The sequence below is a fragment of the Microcoleus sp. F4-D5 genome, from assembly GCF_036704885.1.
In the GTDB taxonomy this organism is placed as follows: Bacteria; Cyanobacteriota; Cyanobacteriia; order Cyanobacteriales; family Microcoleaceae; genus Microcoleus.
The window spans coordinates 1-17,735 of record NZ_JAUBSX010000112.1; the positions used below are offsets into that span (position 1 = coordinate 1).

A 17,735-nucleotide genomic window follows, 5' to 3' on the forward strand; every position below is an offset into this window, starting at 1 on the left:
TAATCATTTGAGGGTTTGATAATTCTGAATCTCTTTGAAATTAAGTTCGATCGAATATCTGCGGAATGTGGGTTAAATTGTTACCAATGGAACTATTGCTGTAAAAGTAAGCGATCGCCCCAACCAGAGGTTCACAAAAGCTTCATAAAACACCGAAGTTATTTAAATTTTCTGTAAAGCTGACAGGATTGATTACGGTATAAACCCCGATCCTGCAAGAATCAGGGAAGTACACTAAATTGCATTTGGGGTGCCGAATCATGAGTATTTACGAATTACTACAGATCAAATCAGACTCGCAAATATCGCAACTTAATCAACGAGTAAATCCCAAAAAAGTCAGCCACTTGGTTAAGTGGGTATTAGATAGATTGTGTGCAGCGATCGCCCTTTTGGTTTTCTCTCCCGCGATATTAATAGTGGCGATCGCCATTTACATTCGCATGGGTAGCCCAATTGTCTTTACCCAACCGCGGCCGGGCCAAAACGGCGAAGTTTTCCGATTCTACAAGTTTCGCACGATGACGAGCGATTGCGACGCCGATGGCAATCTTTTAAGTGATGAAAAACGCCTGACTGCGATCGGTCAATTTTTGCGGAAAACCAGTTTAGATGAACTACCCCAACTTTGGAATGTTCTTAAGGGTGATATGAGTTTTGTGGGGCCCCGTCCTTTAATGGTCGAATATCTACAGCGTTACAGTCCCGAACAAGCACGCCGCCATGACGTGATGCCGGGAATTACAGGGTGGGCGCAAATTAACGGGCGCAATACAATTTCTTGGCGAGAAAAATTCAACTTGGATGTTTGGTATGTGGATAATTGGAGTTTGTGGCTTGACCTGAAAATACTTTTCCTCACAGTCTGGAAAGTAGTTAAAAGAGAGGGTATCAGCCAAGCCAATCATGCCACAGTGGAAGATTTCAATGGCAATAATTGACAATCGTTAGTATGGTTGGTTATACAATATAATTTGCTGGGGTAAAATAAATTGCATCTAACTCATCCTGCACAAGTAAAAGTTCATCGTTTTCTCATCAATTTTTAGCAGTATAAGGATGGAAAAATGGCACTGTCTTGGCAAACGCTTCACAAGTTAGAAAAAGAATACGGGGATTCTTTTTTCATTTTGGATCTCAGACAATTTGAAAATAACTATAAAGAATTTCTCCAGGGTTTTCGCTCAATTTATCCCAATACCAACCTGGGTTATTCTTACAAAACTAATTACATTCCCAAGTTATGCCAAACCGTGCATTCTATGGGAGGATATGCCGAAGTAGTCTCCCAAATGGAGTATGATTTAGCGATCGCGATCGGCGTACCGCCAACTAGAATCATTTTCAATGGCCCACTGAAGCAACAAGAAGACCTGGAAAAAGCTATTTTGGCTGGTTCTATAGTCAATTTGGACTGCTTAGAAGAAGTAGAAATGGTCGAAGCTTTGGCCGAAAGATTACCAGAACAAAAAATAGCGGTGGGATTGAGATGTAATTTCGAGATTGACACCACTCGCATATCTCGATTTGGCTTTGATGTAGCAGGAGGCGAACTAGATCGTGCTTTTAAAAGATTGACAGCATTAAATAATTGTGAGATCGAAGGACTCCACTGCCACATTTCCACCGCGGCAAGAAGTACCGAATCCTTCGCTCGCCGTACTCATAAAATTATTGAATTAACCGATTATTATTTCAAGGATAAACAACCGAGATTTATCGATATAGGTGGCGGTTTTTACGGAAAAATGACAGATGATTTAAAGAGTCAATTTGATGGCTATATTCCCAACTATCAGGAATATGCAGAAGCAGTTGCGCCGCAATTAAAAAGTAGATATCCAGATAACTCTGGGCCGGAATTGATTATTGAACCGGGTGTAGCTATTGTGTCCGATGTGTTGAATTTTGCGACCAAAGTTGTGGGTTTAAAAACAGTGCGATCGCGCCAAATTGCCCTCGTAGTTGGTAGCATTCACAACGTAAAACCAACCGGGACTGATAAAACTTTGTCTTTGCGAGTTTACGGAAACGACGAAAATGGCGATCGCCGAAAACTTGCCGGAAAAGTAGATATCGTCGGATATACTTGTATGGAACACGATTGTTTGTACAAGGAATATTCCGGGAAAATAGGTATAGGAGATTATGCAGTTGTTGAGAATATGGGTGCTTATACTGTAGTCTTCAAACCACCATTTATCCGCCCGAATCCGCCCATAATTAGCTATGACTCCATCCAGAACGAGTATACACTAATCAGACGGCGAGAAACTTCTCAGGATGTGTTCTCTACTTATGTGATGTAAGCAGCACAAGAATCAACGTACTCTTGACTTGTGCGGGAAACTGCAAGTTCAAAATTTCATCTGCTGTTCGCAAACCATCGAAAATATGAATGTAATCTTGACTTGTGCGGGACGCCGCAACTATCTGTTGAAATTCTTCCAAGAAGCATTAGGAAATGGAGGAAAAGTATTTGCGGGTGATGCTACTTTGGAAGCACCGACATTACAAGAAGCTGATGAAAGTTTTTTGTTACCCCCGATAAATCATAGCGATTATTTCGATAAGTTGCTGGATATATGTCAGCAAAATCAAGTGCGGTTGCTGATACCGCTGAACGATATAGAATTGCCTTACTTAGCAAAACAACGCGATCGCTTTCAGGAAATAGGCACAATCCCTGTTGTTTCATCTCCAGAAGTGATCGATATTTGTTTTGACAAGTTCGCGACATTTCAATTCTTACAAAAACTAGGCATTCCTGCTCCAAAAACTTATCTTTGTTTGGAGGAAGCAAGGCAAGCAATAGCCGAAGGAGAAATATCTTTTCCTTTAGTAGTTAAACCCCGCTGGGGTAGTGCATCAATTGGGATTGAATATCCCGAAGATGATGAAGAATTAGAATTAGCTTATCGCTTTGTTAAAAAATCGCTGATGAGATCGTTCTTAGCAGAAGTAAGTTCCTCCGACTCGGAGCGGTGTATCTTAATTCAAGAGCGGCTAATCGGACAAGAACACGGTCTTGACATTATCAATAACTTAGAAGGATCGTATATTACGACTTTTGTCAAGCGCAAGCTGACCATGCGAGCCGGAGAAACCGATCGGGCTGTGACGGTCGAAAATGAAGAAATTAAACAGTTAGGTGCGAAAATTGGCAAAAAATTGGGCCATATCGGCAACCTGGACTGCGATGTAATGGTGGGACAAAAAGGTTTATGCGTGTTAGAATTAAACCCGCGTTTTGGTGGTGGATACCCATTTTCCCAGATGGCAGGGGCAAATATTCCGGCAGCGTTAATAGCTTGGGCCAAGGGAGAGAAGCCTAATGAAAGTTGGCTCAGGGTTGAAGGAAATATAAAAAGTTCAAAGTGCGATCGGCTTGTTACTGTTCCGCAATAGGGCAAGTAACGATCGAACAAATTCTCCTATCAACACCTCACATGGCTTCACTGGAACAGGAGTTCGTCAAAGAAGCCTTTGATACCCACTGGATCGCTCCTGTTTGCCCCCATGTAGATGCTTGACTTTGTTTGCAAGCAGTAAATTCTAGTACACCACAGGGTCGGGACACGGCAGTGTCGTGTTTTCAGATATTACACAATTGTCAATTTTTAAAGTTATGTAAAAGTAAGCGATCGCCCCAACCAGAGGTTCACAAAAGCTTCATAAAATACCGAAGTTATTTAAAGTTTCTGTAAAGCTGACAGTCTCCATTACCGTGTAAACCCCGATCCTGCAAGAATCAGGGAAGTACAGTAAATTACTGTTGGGGTGTATAATCATGAGTATTTACGCATTACTACCGATCAAATCAAACTCACAAATATCGCAACTTAATCAACGAGTAAATCCCAAAAAAGCCAGCCAATTGGTTAAGTGGGTATTAGATAGATTATGTGCAGCGATCGCCCTTTTGGTGTTCTCTCCCGTAATATTAATAGTTGCGATCGCCATTTACATCCGCATGGGCGGGCCCATATTTTTCTGCCAACCCCGTCCCGGTAAAAACGGTAGGGTTTTCAATTTCTACAAGTTTCGCACTATGACAAGCGATTGCGACGCTGATGGCAATTTGCTGCCCGACGAACAGCGTCTCATACCCCTCGGTCAATTTCTTCGCAAAACAAGTCTGGACGAACTTCCACAACTATTGAACGTTCTCAAAGGCGACATGAGCTTTGTTGGACCTCGCCCCTTATTAGTACGATATCTAGAACGCTACAGTCCCGAACAAGCACGCCGCCACGATGTTATGCCCGGAATCACCGGTTGGGCCCAGGTAAATGGTCGCCGACTTCTAGATGGAAATTGGCCGGAGAAATTCAGGCTAGATGTTTGGTATGTCGATAATTGGAGCCTGTCATTAGATTTAAAAATACTTTTCCTAACAGTGTGGAAAGTGTTAAGGCAAAAAGAAATTAGTCAAGCAGGCCAGGCTACCGGTGAAGAGTTTAAAGGTAATCAATGAGGTATTACAATCAATGATAGCCAGATGGGAATTAGGCTCAGAATTTCATTGGTCGGATGATGCCTTGATACCACCATCATCATCGGAAAATTTATTCCCCGAAAAATACGAACTATTTTCCACAGCTACGGGTATTCTCTTGGCTATTGAGCGTTTTTTGAAAGGATCTCGCGAAGGTCGATTAAGGCTGCATTTACCGACATATTACTGTATGGAAGTTGCAGCCAAAATCAGTAAAGTTTTCGAGCTTTGTTGGTATCGCGATTTCCCCGCAGAACCAGTCCCAGATTTTAACTCCCTTCGCCCGTTGCCGGGTGATTTAGTATTGGCAGTTAATTTGTTTGGGGTCAAAGAAGGAAAACCTTGGCAAGATTGGCTGACTCAAAATCAAGATATTATCTTAATTGAAGACCACAGCCACGATCCTTTCTCGCTTTGGGCGCAGCAAACTACCGCTCATTTCGCAATGGCATCGCTGCGTAAAACACTGCCGATTCCAGACGGAGCGATGATTTGGTCTGGGCAAAAAATGGAACTGCCTCGACCTTCTAAACCGGAATCACCTGCAGCCGCCCAAAAACTCACCGCTATGCTGCTAAAGCGAGCGTATTTGATGGGTGCGGATATTTCCAAAGATAGCTATCGAATCCTGCAAATGGAAGGAGAGGAGCATCTAATCAACGATGGCGATCGGTCTATTTCCACCCTCACAAACAATGTACTCTTAAGTTTAAAGATTTCCAAAATGAGGGAACAGCGGGCAACCAACGTCAAAGATTTTTTAGATATGCTATTAAAAAATCAACAGGAAAATTACCAACCTCTATTTACAAATTGGTCTTCCGGATCGGTTCCATTTAATAGCATCTTACTCTGTAAAAATCAGCAAATTAGGGAAGAATTGCGCCGATTTTTGATAAGTAAAAACATTTTCGCTCCCGTTCATTGGCCTCAACCGCCAGACCAATTGTCTGGTAACGATCCGAAGGCATTCGATTTATCAAATCGCCTGCTGACTGTTCCCACAGATCATCGTTATTCCTACAAAGATATTACCCAACTAGCAGCAAAATTAGCTGAATTTTCCCAACTGCAACCAAGCGCTAGTTATTAGTCAGGAGTTAATCCAAAATGGAGACTTTTACCCAACATCTGACCGCAGAACAGATAGCTCTTTTACCCACAGAAGAAGATGTTGCTTTTTACGAAGAACACGGCTGGTACATCTCAAAAAAAGTCATCCCCGATGAAATGATTGAAGAGGGAATTCTTGGCTGTGAAAAGTTCTACCGGGGAGAACGAGATGCGGTACTTCCCCTCAGTGGCGGATACTGCAACTGGAAGCCGGAAGATGGGGACGTTACGCGCAACAACGAATTCATTTCCTTGCAAAGCAAGCTGCTGCGAAAATTTGCCCTTCAGCCAATTATTGGCGCGATCGCCGCACGACTCGCCAGAACCAAACAAATTCGCATTCTAGACGACCAAATCATCTGCAAACCGCCCAAAAGTACCAAAACCACCATCGGCTGGCACGTCGATCGCGCTTACTGGTCTACCTGTACCTCCGACAACTTGCTGACCGCTTGGATACCTTTCCAAGACTGCGATGAGTCTCTGGGGCCGATCGCCGTTTTCGACGGTAGCAACAAGTGGCCGGGACTCGGAAATATGCGGTCCTTCAACAATCCAAACCTCGAAGAAATTGAAGATAAATTTCGCCAGGAAGGACGAAAAATCGTTAAATTGCCAATGATATTAAAGAAAGGTCAAATCAGCTTTCATCACTGTTGGACAATTCACGGCAGCTACCCCAACACCAGCAATGTCTTCCGCTTGGCAATGGCAATCCACCTGCAGGACGAAGCCAATCAATATCGGTCTTTTAGGAACCAAAAAGGAGAAGAAATTCACATTCCTAACGAACTTTTGTGCCGTAAATTGCCCAACGGCGATCCTGATTTCAGCGATCCGGCCATATTTCCCATTGTGTGGTCGGAGTAAGACCAATGAACGTTCAAATTATTGATTTATTAAACCCATTGTGGCGGGAAACCTTGCAAAAAGTGCGCCACGATACCTACCATTTGCCTGAGTATGTGTTGGCAGAAGCAAAAAGAACCAAGACAACTCCTGAAGCTTTTTTAATGGTTGATGGCGAAAAGATATTTTTCCTGCCTTATTTGCTGCGTCAATGCGATGATATACTGCCCACAAAATCAACCGCACAGGAAATTTTTGATGCGGTGTCGCCCTACGGGTATCCCGGAATTTTATTAAGTGAGGCAGCAGCTAGCACGCCTGGGTTTCCAGATTCGGCGATCGATGAGTTGAAGCGGACATTCAGAAGCAAGAATATATGTTCCGCTTTTTTTCGGCTTCATCCCATCCTCAACGACAACATAAATCAAATACTTAGACCCGGTACTGTCACTGACAACGGCATCACGGTATCCGTTGATTTAAAACTTTCTGCTGCTCAAATTAAATCGCGTACTAGAAAAGGTCATAAAAGTACAATTAATAAGTGCAAGCGATTGGGGTTGACTACAAGAATAGTCCCTTATTTAGAATATATCAATGAATTTATGGCAATTTATGAAGAGACTATGGGGCGCGTTGAAGCCAGTCAATCTTATTATTTTGGACGCAGTTATTTTGAAGATTTATCAAAATTAGGCGACGCCATTCATTTATGCCTTGTAGAAAAGGAAGATCGAATTGCCAGTGCTTGCTTGTTTCTGGAATGCGGTGGGATAGTTCAGGCTCACCTCGGTGGAAGCAAAACCGAATTTTTGAGCGAGTCTCCTTTTAGTTTAGTATTTGATTACGGCAGATACTGGTCTCAAGAACGAGGCAATGAATTTTTTCACATGGGAGGTGGTGTGGGAGGATCGAATCAAGATAGTCTCTATATATTCAAGTCTGGGTTTTCTCAACAAAGGCATCTTTTTTTTACAATGCGTCTGATTACAGATGAAGAAAAATATCATCATCTGGTAGAATTGCGGGCAAGCGCTTTAGAAGCGGATTCTGCAACACTGCTCAATTCAGGGTTTTTCCCTGCCTATCGTGCTTTACCGTAACAGCAAGCTCGTATAGCAATCCTCGCATCAGTTGTAAAAATATGTAGGGGTAGTGCTAAGAGTGCCTACCCCAGCCTGCATCGGGGCAACCACAGGGGGTTTGCCCCTACAATAATTACACAAATCATTTAGGATTGCTATAGTAAATAAGCCTGGTTAGAAGTCATGGTCAAACAAATTCTCCTATCAACACCTCACATGGGTTCTCTCGAACAGGAGTTCGTCAAAGAAGCCTTTGATACTAACTGGATCGCCCCCGTCGGTCCCCATGTAGACGCTTTCGAGCAAGAATTCTGCGAAGTAGTTGGCGCTAAACACGCAGCGGCTGTTAGTTCCGGTACCGCAGCTTTGCATTTGGCTTTACAATTGATTGGTGTCGGTTCGGGAGATGAGGTTTTTTGCTCGACTCTGACTTTTATTGCGACTGCGACGCCGATTACTTATCTTGGCGCAAAACCTGTTTTTATCGATAGCGATCGCACTTCTTGGAATCTCAACCCCGACTTGTTCCGAGAAGCGCTTGACAAACGAGCAAAAATTGGTAAATTACCCAAAGCTGTGGTTATCGTACACCTCTACGGTCAAAGTTGCGATATCGACCCAATTCTGGAAGCTTGCAATGCTTATGAAATTCCGCTAATAGAAGATGCGGCCGAATCTCTAGGGGCTAGCTACAAAAATAGATCGCCTGGAACCTTTGGTAAAATCGGCATTTTCTCATTCAACGGCAATAAAATTATCACCACTTCCGGCGGCGGAATGTTAGTTTCCGACGACCAAAAACTGGTAGAAAAAGCTCGGTTTTTGGCAACACAAGCCCGCGACGCCGCTCCTCATTACCAACATTCAGAAATCGGCTACAATTACCGTCTCAGCAATGTTTTGGCGGGAATAGGTCGCGGTCAATTACGGGTTTTGGAGGAGCGAGTTGAAGCGAGACGGCGCAATTTTGAATTTTACAAACAAGCTTTAGGAAACTTGCCGGGAATTGAATTTATGCCGGAAGCTGCTTTTGGAAAAGCTACTCGCTGGCTGACTTGTTTGACGATCGATCCTGCCGCTTTCGGTGCAGATAGAGAACAAGTTCGCCTAGGGCTTGCTCGAGAGAAAATAGAAGCGCGTCCGGTTTGGAAACCTTTACACTTACAGCCAGTATTTGCTGATTGCGAATGTACGGGCGGTGCCGTGGCCCAAGAGTTGTTTGAGTACGGGCTTTGCTTGCCTTCTGGCTCTAATTTAACTGATGAAGATTTAGAGCGGGTGACAAGTGCGATCGCTCAAATTCACAAAGAAAATCGATGATATAGCCGAAGGAAGTTCGGCTACGGATTTTGTTTGTAAAAAATGTAACGGAGGTCACTCGATTTTAGATTTTAGATTTACGATTTTGGATTAACCTCTCCTTGTAAAGAAGAGGCTTGAAAATTGATTTTTTTATTTGATTCTCCGTGAACGGAGAGGCTTGAAACCTTTATTTTAGATTCTAGATTTAGATTTTAATCTAAAATCCAAAATCTAAAATCTAAAATTGTCTCGGTCAGGAAGAAGAAAGAGGCGATCGCTATTAGAGTCCTGACTTCTTTAAGAAGTTGGGAGTTTGGGTATTCTGTCTGTTGATTAATTCTCCGGCCATTCTTGCAGGGCGATCGCAATTCCCTGTTTTAATCTTGGTTCGAGACTCTCTTGCTTAACTAAACTTTCTAATTGCTGTCTGGCCTCGATCGCATTTAGCTGTTTTAGCGCAGCCGTGGAGTGCAGCCTGATGCTTGTGTCGGCATCTGCTAACAGTTGAATCAGCACATCTAGCGCTCTAATATCTCCTAATTGCCCTAACCCTAAAGCTAAAGATTGTTTGATTGCTACGGACTGCACGGCGGGATGATTGCTTTCGAGTAAATCGAGCATAATTTCTGCGGCTTTGACTTTTAATTCCGGCTTTTCCACTCGCCCTAAAACAGCGATAATCTCTTGACAAATAGGAAAGTTTGTGTTAGTTAATTCGGCAATTAAGGTTTGCTGCAAATATTCTAAAGCGACTGCGGTTTCGCTCCAGCTTAGGGCGCGCACAGTTTCGATTTGCAATTCAACCGGAGTTGTGGGCGATCGCAGCAATTCAAATAAAGCAGCCGCAGCAGCATCGGTTTTCACTCGCCCGATCGCGATCGCCGCTTGCTGACAAACTTCTAATCGAATGTCCGAAAGCAAAGGTTTGAGCAAGTTAACTAAATCGAATTCTGCATCTAAATAGGCGCGCACACCGAGAGCTCGCACGGCTTCTTTTCTGACTGCTGTTGCCGGATCTTTGAGTGCTGCTACCAGTACCGGCGGGATGCGGGAATCGTGAAAGCTGCTCAGGGCCTCGATTGCGTGGGCCCGCACCGCAACTTGAGAGTCTCCGACTACGCTCAACAGCGGTGGAATGGTTTCGGTGCGCCGAATTTGGGCGAGTGCTGCTGTGGCAAACTGTCGCGAGTCTTGTTGCTGCAAGAGAGTTGCTAGGGATTCTATTGCTGTCAGGCCCAAATTCCCTAGGGTTTCGGCAGCGATTTGGCTCAATTCTTCGTCGGAATTTTTGACCAATTCTACTAAAGCTTGAATCACTTCCGGGCGATCGAACTTTCCGAGAATGCGGGCGGCGAACCACCGGGATTCGGTGTCAGCGTCTTCGTCTTCGAGCACGGCAATTAAAGGTGCGATCGCGCCATTTCCCAGATTTGGCAATACTTTAGAAATTTCCCAGCGGTCTTGAAAATCTCCCCATTCCAAGGCTTGTATTGCTAAACTGACAGCTTGCTCTAAAATGTGTTTTTCCTGCGGCTTGCTGCCCTTGGCTGTCAGTTGCTGCAAGCATTCGACTATCCCAGGCCAGTTTTGGCGATCGGCAGCGACTTGCGCTTTTTGTAAAATATTATACATGATTTTAAATTAAGTTCGATCGAGAAGCGAGATTGTTTGCTGCTAGCCCAGAGCCCGAGGTACTTTTTAGGAATCTTTGGCTACAATTATCCCTTTTTTGACATTTTTGTCAATCCATCATAATCGGTAAAATAGAACTAAAGCATTAATTTCATAAAGTTAAGCCATCAAGCTATACTTTTGGTAATTAAAAACACTCAATATTCCCCATTAAAAATCAACAAATGAAGAAAGCTCTACTTTTAGTAAACCAGCACTCCCGAAAAGGGCAAAAGCTATTATCTCAAGCCACTGTAGAATTAGAAGCATGGGGTTTTGAGTTAATTGTAGAATCTACGGAGCGCGCCCGCGAACTTCCCGACACAATTCGCCGCTACCAAAATCGAGTTGAATTAGTAATAATCGGCGGTGGCGACGGCACTCTCAACGCCGCCATAGAAGGTTTGATAGACACCAAGTTACCCTTGGGTATTTTGCCGATGGGAACTGCTAACGACCTAGCCCGCACTCTGAAAATTCCTACAGCTTTATCCGCAGCTTGTCAAGTAATTGCCAGCGGTAAAGTTCGGCTAATAGACTTGGGTTGGGTTAACGGCAAGCATTTTTTTAATGTTGCGAGTTTGGGATTGAGCGTGGAAATTACCCAGCGGCTGACTAAAGACGTAAAGCAGCGCTGGGGAGTTTTAGCTTATGCTTTTACTGCTTTGCAGACAATTTTGTCAGCGCGACCGTTCCGAGCAGAAATTAGGGTTGACAACCAATCTTTTCATGTTAAAACTATTCAAATTGCCATTGGCAACGGTCGCTATTATGGCGGTGGCATGACAGTTGCCGAGGATGCCACAATCGACGACAGGCGACTGGATTTGTACAGTTTGGAAATAAAAAAATGGTGGGAAATCATTGCTTTGCTGCCGGCCATGAGGCAAGGAAACCATACGAGTTGGCCTAACGTTCGCGCCTTGCACGCTCAAGAATTTGAGGTTAATACTAGCAAACGCCGTCCGATTAATACCGACGGTGAAATCACAACTCACACGCCTGCAAAATTCCGAGTGATTCCCCAAGCTTTAGCAGTTATAGCTCCTTCATAACTCATGATTTATATCATTATGTTGTGAACAGGCTTTCCGGCCTGTTCATATACTAGCCACGGGCAAGATGCCCGTGCCACAATTAATGAATCAATAAATTATCTTGTGTTGTGGAACAGGCATCTTACCTATTCATATACTAGCCACGGGCAAGATGCCCGTGCCACAATTAATTAATTAATTAATCAATTATATTGTGTTGTGGAACAGGCCGGAAAGCCTGTTCATATACTAGCCACGGGCAAGATGCCCGTGCCACAATTAATGAATCAATAAATTATCTTGTTGTGTTGTGGAACAGGCCGGAAAGCCTGTTCATATATTCGCCAGGGGCAAGATGCCCGTGCCACAATTAATCACTTAATAATCGCCTCCCGCGCCGTATTGCCACGCTTCAACTAATCGGTGCAAATAGTATTGCTGTCTCGGCGCTAAATTTTTTACCTGCGGTTCTACGGCTTTCCCCAAAGGCTGCAATCCCGTATAAAGTCCTAAATTCACATAATGAACCATCCAATCGAGCAAATTAGCTATTCCAACCTGCGGGATAATTTTTATAACTAATCCGGGATGGCTAATTGCTGTTTTAAACAGGGTTTTTGACAAAGCCGGAAACAGCACGATATCCTGAAGAAAGGGTTTGAGTACCGGTTCTCCCAACTCTTCCATTACCTGAAAGACTGCCGCCAAAAGTTGATTGATTTGATTGGGGTCTATTTTTTGATTCATCGCAGCACTCATCGAACGCTGAAACAACCAGGTAACTGATAGATTCGGCTGGTAGGGTTGCAAAAGTGCTAGGGAATTTTTGTCTAGACTGTCGCTTGTCAAAGCTTCGTCAATTCCTAGAGTCAATCGTTTGAGGTGGCGCACCATTGCCCCGAAACCGCCGAAGCTGAGGGGAGATTGGCTACCGCTGCTGTCTCCGACTGGGAGTATGCGATTCCAAGGGGTTTTTAGAGGACTTTGGCGATAGCAGGGGAAGAATCCGTAGAGTGCTCTTTGGAATTTTAACTGTTCGAGTTCGACGTTTTGATATTGGGGAAGCAAGCGCAAATACTCTTCAAATAATGTTTCTAGACTGAATCTTTCTGTGTCGGCGTCTATGTAGGTAAATAAGTAGGTGGTGCGGCCGTCTCTGGCTGGAAATGCTTCCCAAAAATATTGGCACTGATTTTCCATTGGGGTGAAGGATGCAAATATGTCGCCAGTGTCGTTTTTGGGGTATCCTCGAGCGCAACTGCCGACTACTAAACATACGGCGTCGGGTTTTTTGCCTTGTCTAGCTTGGCGGACAATGGGGGAAAAATGTCCCATTACATCTAAAAATAATCTGGTTTTAAATATTTTTGTAGCAGCTTTTTCGTCGGTACTTGCCGATTCTACCAAGACTCCATCCGGGTAAATGGTTGCTGTTTTAAATGGTGTATTTTCAAATAGTTTGCCTCCAGCTTTGAGGAATCGCTGTTTGAGGGTTTCTAGGAGGTAAACTGGATCTATTCCGATGTTTAGTACGCCAGAAATCCAGATATCTGGGGTGTTGGCAAAGCTGATGCGGGCTGGGTTGTATTCGGTGGCGATCGCTTTTTCTATCTCTGCAACAGATAGCAGATTTAGTTCTAAGAATGCGTCTAATTCTTTGCGAGAAATGTTCCATTCTTGCTCGCGTCCTCGCAGGATACCGCGTTCGAGCAAGGCTACTCGCCAACCCCGCAGGACTAAGGCTGTACCGATTAATATTCCTAGGGTTCCGCCACCGATAACTATGTCGAAGTCGAGGGTTTCGAGGGGTTGTTGGCTGTGCTTGACTGCTTGGGGTACTGGTGCGGTGTTTTGTTTGAGGTTTTCCCAGAGTCGATCGACTTTTCTCAGGCCTCCCAGGGCGTCTCCTGGCAGTTGGGAGAGGATTTGTTCGGTGAGGGACATCGGGTTTTAATATTGAAGAGTGGTGGATTTTATCTAATTTAGCTTACATCTACACTTCCGACAGTTTCAGAACTGACGCATGGGGTGGCGAGAAACTGGGTTTATACTAAGATGTTGCACAATTATCAATAAGCTTTTTAGGAACAGGCTTTCCGGCCCGTTCCGCGAGAAAATCTACTCTTCGCGGAAGGGGCCGGAAAGCCTGCGCGAGCGAGAATGGTGCAAGATGTGAGTTTATACGAATTTTGGGCTTAGTAACGAGAAATATACGAAGACATGGGCTTTGTCATGTCGCAAGTGTGCAAGCCAACTGAGTTTTTATCATCACACAGAGAAACCCGGTTTCTGAAAAAACCGGGTTTCTCGTTGGTCAGTCGGGAGAATTATCTTCAATCAGCTTTGCTTAATTCTTCAACTCGCAGCCGATCGCACAAAATTCGCTCGCACACAATAGCACCCGTCTCCGCACTCCTGCAAACTTCTAACTGAGCTTCCGGCAACGCTTCAAACAAAAAACGCTCTCCCGGAAAAACCGTCCGCTCAAAATACCAATTAGGAATATTAGTAATCCGAGCAATTTGCACTTGGTTAGTATTATTAAGATACCAACACAAAATGCGCGCCTCACGTTCGGAAATTACCTGATTCATTGTAAAATTCATGTTTTTAACTTGTTGGTGAAATTGTGCGCTTCATCGACTACTGGCATAAGCTCAATATAGCATATTACCAGTTACAACAAAATTTATTCAACATTTTTTTGTTAATTAATAAATGATCCCGAGGAAACATTGGCGCATTCCACCTGTTCCCAAGAAGGTGCAAAAGGCGACATGGCTAAAGCGCAAGATTTCCATGCTCCCCGAACAGGTGCGTTCAACAATTGACAGTGGCCGACTGAACCTCTTTGCAGTTTGTAGTGACCGCAAAAAGTACACTTAGAAGTAGAATTGCAGCCTGGTTTGCTAATTGCCAGATTCGGATTTCTGTGGATGTTGTTACGTTCTATAGTCAGAGTTTTCATTTAAGCTATTTTTTAAATCTTCGCTCTTAAGTATGACAGCCGGATCTAAGTCCTTGCGTCTATCTCAAGGCTTAGTTCGCCTTTAAGTTTTGTTTAGGGATCGATATAAAATATATTATTTTTGACACAATCGAGCTAGGGAGCAATTGAATTTTCTTCCATCGCATTGGCTGCCCCGGCTTTACTGCCGATCGCGCTTGCCAGGGGGTATACTTCCTCAGACAGAGCTAATTATCCTCGCCTAACTTGCTAAACAAATCGGCTAAAATTGTATTAGAAAATAAAAAACCTTCGGGATCGCTTAACCTCAAATTTCCCGAAAGCGGCAGTTTCGCGGCCTGGCCTAAAGTTGCGTGAAGCGGAGCTATCCCGTAGGGAATCGTCCTATCCTCCGTCATAATTTCCACCCATCCTTGCCGCCAGTAGGGCTGCAAACAACGCCAAATTTTATCAACCGTTTGTTGAGTAAACTTTTCAGTCAGCCGCGACAGGCTAACTCCTTCTGCTAAACGCAAGCCTAGCATCAGGGTTTCTAACAAAACGTCATTTTCTGAGACTTGAAAATTTTGCTCAATTGCTGGGTAAATATCCGGCTGGGTTTCCCCTCCAAGTTTTGGGGTAGCAGGGGAATTGAGGCGAGAGATCGATCGCACCCACTGATAATATTCTTGAGTTTTGCGAGGCCTGGTCAACCTCCGGCCTTCCACGTAACTCGCCGCCCCCATGCCCAAGCCGTAATAAGGGCGATTTTCCCAATAAACGCGGTTGTGGTGGCACTGATAGCCATCGCGAGCGTAATTAGAAATTTCGTAATGTTCGTAGCCAGCACCAGTCAGAATTTCCCGCGCCAAACGGTACATTCCAGCAGCGGTTTCATCTGCTGGCAGCGGCTGCGCGCCTGCTTGAAAGTAGCGCCCGAAAGCAGTTCCCCGCTCAACAATTAAGTCGTAACTCGACACGTGAGTCGGGCTAATTTCCACCGCCGATTTCAGGGAAGCTTCCCACTGTTCTAAAGTTTGGTGCGGCAGTCCCGAAATCAGGTCTAAACTGAAATTGACAATACCAGCCGATCGCACTATTTCCACAGCTTCAAAAATTTCCGCGACTGAGTGCGATCGCCCGCAAGCTTGCAGCAATTCATCCTGAAAAGCTTGCACTCCCAAACTAACTCTATTTACTCCCGCCGCTGCATATCCCCGCAACTGTTCTAAAGTAAACGTACCCGGGTCTATTTCGATAGAAATTTCCGCCCCAGCAGCAATGCCAAATTTGCCGTCGAGAGTCTCTAAAATATTGCTCAACTGACTGACAGAAAGCAGCGAAGGCGTGCCGCCGCCAAAAAAAACTGTTTTCAGAGATGCGCCTAAATTTTTAGTTTCTTGAATTTCTTGACACAGTACGGCAACATATTGCACAATTGTGCCGGAATTCTCGCCATTTTTGCGATCGCCCACCACAAAAACCGGAAAATCGCAGTAGTAACAGCGGCGGCGACAAAAAGGTACGTGCAGGTAAGCAGAACTGGGAATGCCGGAATTTGTCGCTTGCACACTTTTTTTTAATTCAAATGTTAAATAATCTGTGGGATGGTTCATTACATTTCAAGCCGAAAACGCAACTTCAAATCTAAAGTTTTAATTAAATCATCATGAATAATTATGTATATTATGACATTTTCTTACCAAAAAAGCGCTGCGAACGATCGGCTCTTGTAGTTGAACCCAGTAGCAGTTTCGATCTGCCACAATTCCCGGAGAGCGGGCAGGGCGGTCTATTCGCACAGAAGTGCTTGCTTTTGGCAGGGTATGGTAAATGCCCGGCGCCTCCCTGGCACATCCCCTAAACGCTACAACCGCGAAATATAAGTTTATGAAAATCCCCGAGTCAATATAGCGATATCCGACCAAAGCATGAAAACAAGTATCAGCACTGCAAAGATATAATGTGAATAAATTCATTAACCTAGAACTAATGCTAGACGCAATCATAATTATCTCATTCATAATCGCAGGCGGAGGCATCGGCTATTACGGAGTCGAACTGCTGCCGAGCAATCTGCTGGAGCAAGTGACAAATATACAAGGTTTAAGTTCAGTACTAGGTTCCTTTGGAGCATTAATCGGCTTCGTGATGGGATTAGTGGCTCAAACAACCTACCGCCGGCTGGAAAAACAAGTCCGCGATATGCCGGTGGAGATGCTGCTGACGCGGGCGATCGGCTTAATCATCGGACTGCTAGTAGCGAACTTAATGCTGGCTCCGCTGTTCCTGCTGCCAATTCCCCGCGAGTTCGGCTTCATCAAACCTCTAGTCGCAGTCTTGGGAAGCGTCATGTTCGGCTTCACAGGCGTAAGTTTGACCGACACCCACGGCCGCGCTTTCTTGCGGCTGATCAACCCCAAAACCTTAGACACGGTGTTGGTAGCCGAAGGTACCTTCAAACCAGCAAGTGCCAAAGTTGTCGATACTAGCTGCATTATTGACGGCCGGATTGAAAACCTGCTAGAAACAGGTTTCCTCGAAGGTCAAATTATCGTGCCGCAATTCGTTCTCCAAGAACTGCAACTAATAGCTGATTCCGCCAACGATCAAAAGCGAGTGCGCGGACGCCGCGGCTTAGATATTCTCAACCGAATCAAAGAAACATATCCAGAACGGATTCAAATTCACTCGGCTGACTACGAAGATCTTCCGACAGTCGATGCGAAATTAGTCCGCTTCGCCTTGGATATCGACGGCATTTTGCTCACCAACGATTACAACTTGTCGAAAGTAGCCACCGTCCAAAAACTGCCGGTTTTGAATATCAACGATTTGACTCATGCGGTGCGCCCGACTTATTTGCCGGGAGATACGATCGAACTAAAAATCCGCAAAGAAGGCAAAGAACCCTCTCAGGGAATCGGTTACTTGGATGACGGCACAATGGTTGTCGTAGAAGCCGGCAGCAGTTACGTCGGCGGCGAAGCCCGAGTCGTAGTCACCAGCGCCCTGCAAACTAGCGCCGGCCGCATGATATTCGCCCGCCCTCAAGAGTCCGTTATTGTGTAAATTACCCAGCACTGACCTGAGTACAGGTACAGTGTGGGCTTTCAATAGCCCTGAAATGATCTTGCACATTGCAAAACAATCTCAAACCTTCGGGCTTATTTACGAAAGCCCCAATAGCAGCAATATTCTTACTGCCGTTTAAGTCGGCATCACCTTTCCAT

At 44.6% G+C, this 17,735-nt stretch carries 15 protein-coding genes; 10 read left to right on the top strand and 5 right to left on the bottom strand.

Going from position 1 to position 17,735, the window contains the following annotated elements:
• The first annotated feature begins 260 nt into the window (after nucleotides 1-260).
• The 8 genes from QUA80_RS30685 (at nucleotide 261) to QUA80_RS30720 (ending at nucleotide 8,865) form a co-directional block, all read left to right on the top strand.
• Entirely contained in the window at nucleotides 261-941 is a 681-nt protein-coding gene (locus QUA80_RS30685; protein WP_333428720.1) for a sugar transferase, read from the top strand.
• Between the two features lie 126 nt (nucleotides 942-1,067).
• Nucleotides 1,068-2,309 carry an alanine racemase gene (locus tag QUA80_RS30690; RefSeq protein ID WP_333428721.1) on the top strand — a complete coding sequence of 414 codons (1,242 nt, stop codon included), beginning with the start codon at nucleotides 1,068-1,070 and terminating at the stop codon, nucleotides 2,307-2,309.
• A gap of 85 nt (nucleotides 2,310-2,394) precedes the next feature.
• Nucleotides 2,395-3,408: an ATP-grasp domain-containing protein gene (locus QUA80_RS30695; protein ID WP_333428722.1), complete on the top strand. Its 1,014-nt coding sequence runs from the start codon at nucleotides 2,395-2,397 to the stop codon at nucleotides 3,406-3,408.
• 382 nt (nucleotides 3,409-3,790) lie between these two features.
• Nucleotides 3,791-4,477, top strand: coding sequence for a sugar transferase (locus tag QUA80_RS30700; protein WP_333428723.1), 687 nt, complete (start codon nucleotides 3,791-3,793; stop codon nucleotides 4,475-4,477).
• A gap of 13 nt (nucleotides 4,478-4,490) precedes the next feature.
• Nucleotides 4,491-5,591, top strand: a complete 1,101-nt coding sequence (locus QUA80_RS30705) for a DegT/DnrJ/EryC1/StrS aminotransferase family protein (protein ID WP_333428724.1) — start codon at nucleotides 4,491-4,493, stop codon at nucleotides 5,589-5,591.
• A gap of 17 nt (nucleotides 5,592-5,608) precedes the next feature.
• Nucleotides 5,609-6,481, top strand: coding sequence for a phytanoyl-CoA dioxygenase family protein (locus QUA80_RS30710; protein ID WP_333428725.1), 873 nt, complete (start codon nucleotides 5,609-5,611; stop codon nucleotides 6,479-6,481).
• Between the two features lie 5 nt (nucleotides 6,482-6,486).
• Nucleotides 6,487-7,563 carry a GNAT family N-acetyltransferase gene (locus tag QUA80_RS30715; protein WP_333428726.1) on the top strand — a complete coding sequence of 359 codons (1,077 nt, stop codon included), beginning with the start codon at nucleotides 6,487-6,489 and terminating at the stop codon, nucleotides 7,561-7,563.
• Nucleotides 7,564-7,728: 165 nt separating this feature from the next.
• Nucleotides 7,729-8,865, top strand: coding sequence for an aminotransferase class I/II-fold pyridoxal phosphate-dependent enzyme (locus QUA80_RS30720; RefSeq protein WP_333428727.1), 1,137 nt, complete (start codon nucleotides 7,729-7,731; stop codon nucleotides 8,863-8,865).
• 315 nt (nucleotides 8,866-9,180) lie between these two features.
• On the opposite strand, the gene QUA80_RS30725 is transcribed toward QUA80_RS30720, so the two are convergent.
• Nucleotides 9,181-10,479 carry a HEAT repeat domain-containing protein gene (locus QUA80_RS30725; protein WP_333428728.1) on the bottom strand — a complete coding sequence of 433 codons (1,299 nt, stop codon included), beginning with the start codon at nucleotides 10,477-10,479 and terminating at the stop codon, nucleotides 9,181-9,183.
• Between the two features lie 224 nt (nucleotides 10,480-10,703).
• Here QUA80_RS30725 and QUA80_RS30730 point away from each other — a divergent pair, with 224 nt between their 5' ends.
• Complete coding sequence (locus QUA80_RS30730; RefSeq protein ID WP_333428729.1) at nucleotides 10,704-11,573, top strand: lipid kinase; 870 nt, start codon at nucleotides 10,704-10,706, stop codon at nucleotides 11,571-11,573.
• Nucleotides 11,574-11,933: 360 nt separating this feature from the next.
• Here QUA80_RS30730 and QUA80_RS30735 read toward each other — a convergent pair whose 3' ends face one another.
• From QUA80_RS30735 to hemW, 4 genes are all read right to left on the bottom strand, one after another.
• Nucleotides 11,934-13,499 (bottom strand): FAD-binding oxidoreductase, encoded by a 1,566-nt coding sequence (locus QUA80_RS30735; protein ID WP_333428730.1) that lies wholly within the window; start codon nucleotides 13,497-13,499, stop codon nucleotides 11,934-11,936.
• A 389-nt stretch (nucleotides 13,500-13,888) separates the two neighbouring features.
• Nucleotides 13,889-14,161: a DUF1830 domain-containing protein gene (locus QUA80_RS30740; protein ID WP_333428731.1), complete on the bottom strand. Its 273-nt coding sequence runs from the start codon at nucleotides 14,159-14,161 to the stop codon at nucleotides 13,889-13,891.
• Nucleotides 14,162-14,262: 101 nt separating this feature from the next.
• Nucleotides 14,263-14,523 (bottom strand): hypothetical protein, encoded by a 261-nt coding sequence (locus QUA80_RS30745; protein ID WP_333428732.1) that lies wholly within the window; start codon nucleotides 14,521-14,523, stop codon nucleotides 14,263-14,265.
• Between the two features lie 227 nt (nucleotides 14,524-14,750).
• Complete coding sequence (gene hemW / locus QUA80_RS30750; protein WP_333428733.1) at nucleotides 14,751-16,118, bottom strand: radical SAM family heme chaperone HemW; 1,368 nt, start codon at nucleotides 16,116-16,118, stop codon at nucleotides 14,751-14,753.
• A gap of 376 nt (nucleotides 16,119-16,494) precedes the next feature.
• Here hemW and QUA80_RS30755 point away from each other — a divergent pair, with 376 nt between their 5' ends.
• Nucleotides 16,495-17,574, top strand: a complete 1,080-nt coding sequence (locus QUA80_RS30755) for a PIN/TRAM domain-containing protein (protein WP_333428734.1) — start codon at nucleotides 16,495-16,497, stop codon at nucleotides 17,572-17,574.
• Nucleotides 17,575-17,735 lie beyond the last annotated feature (161 nt).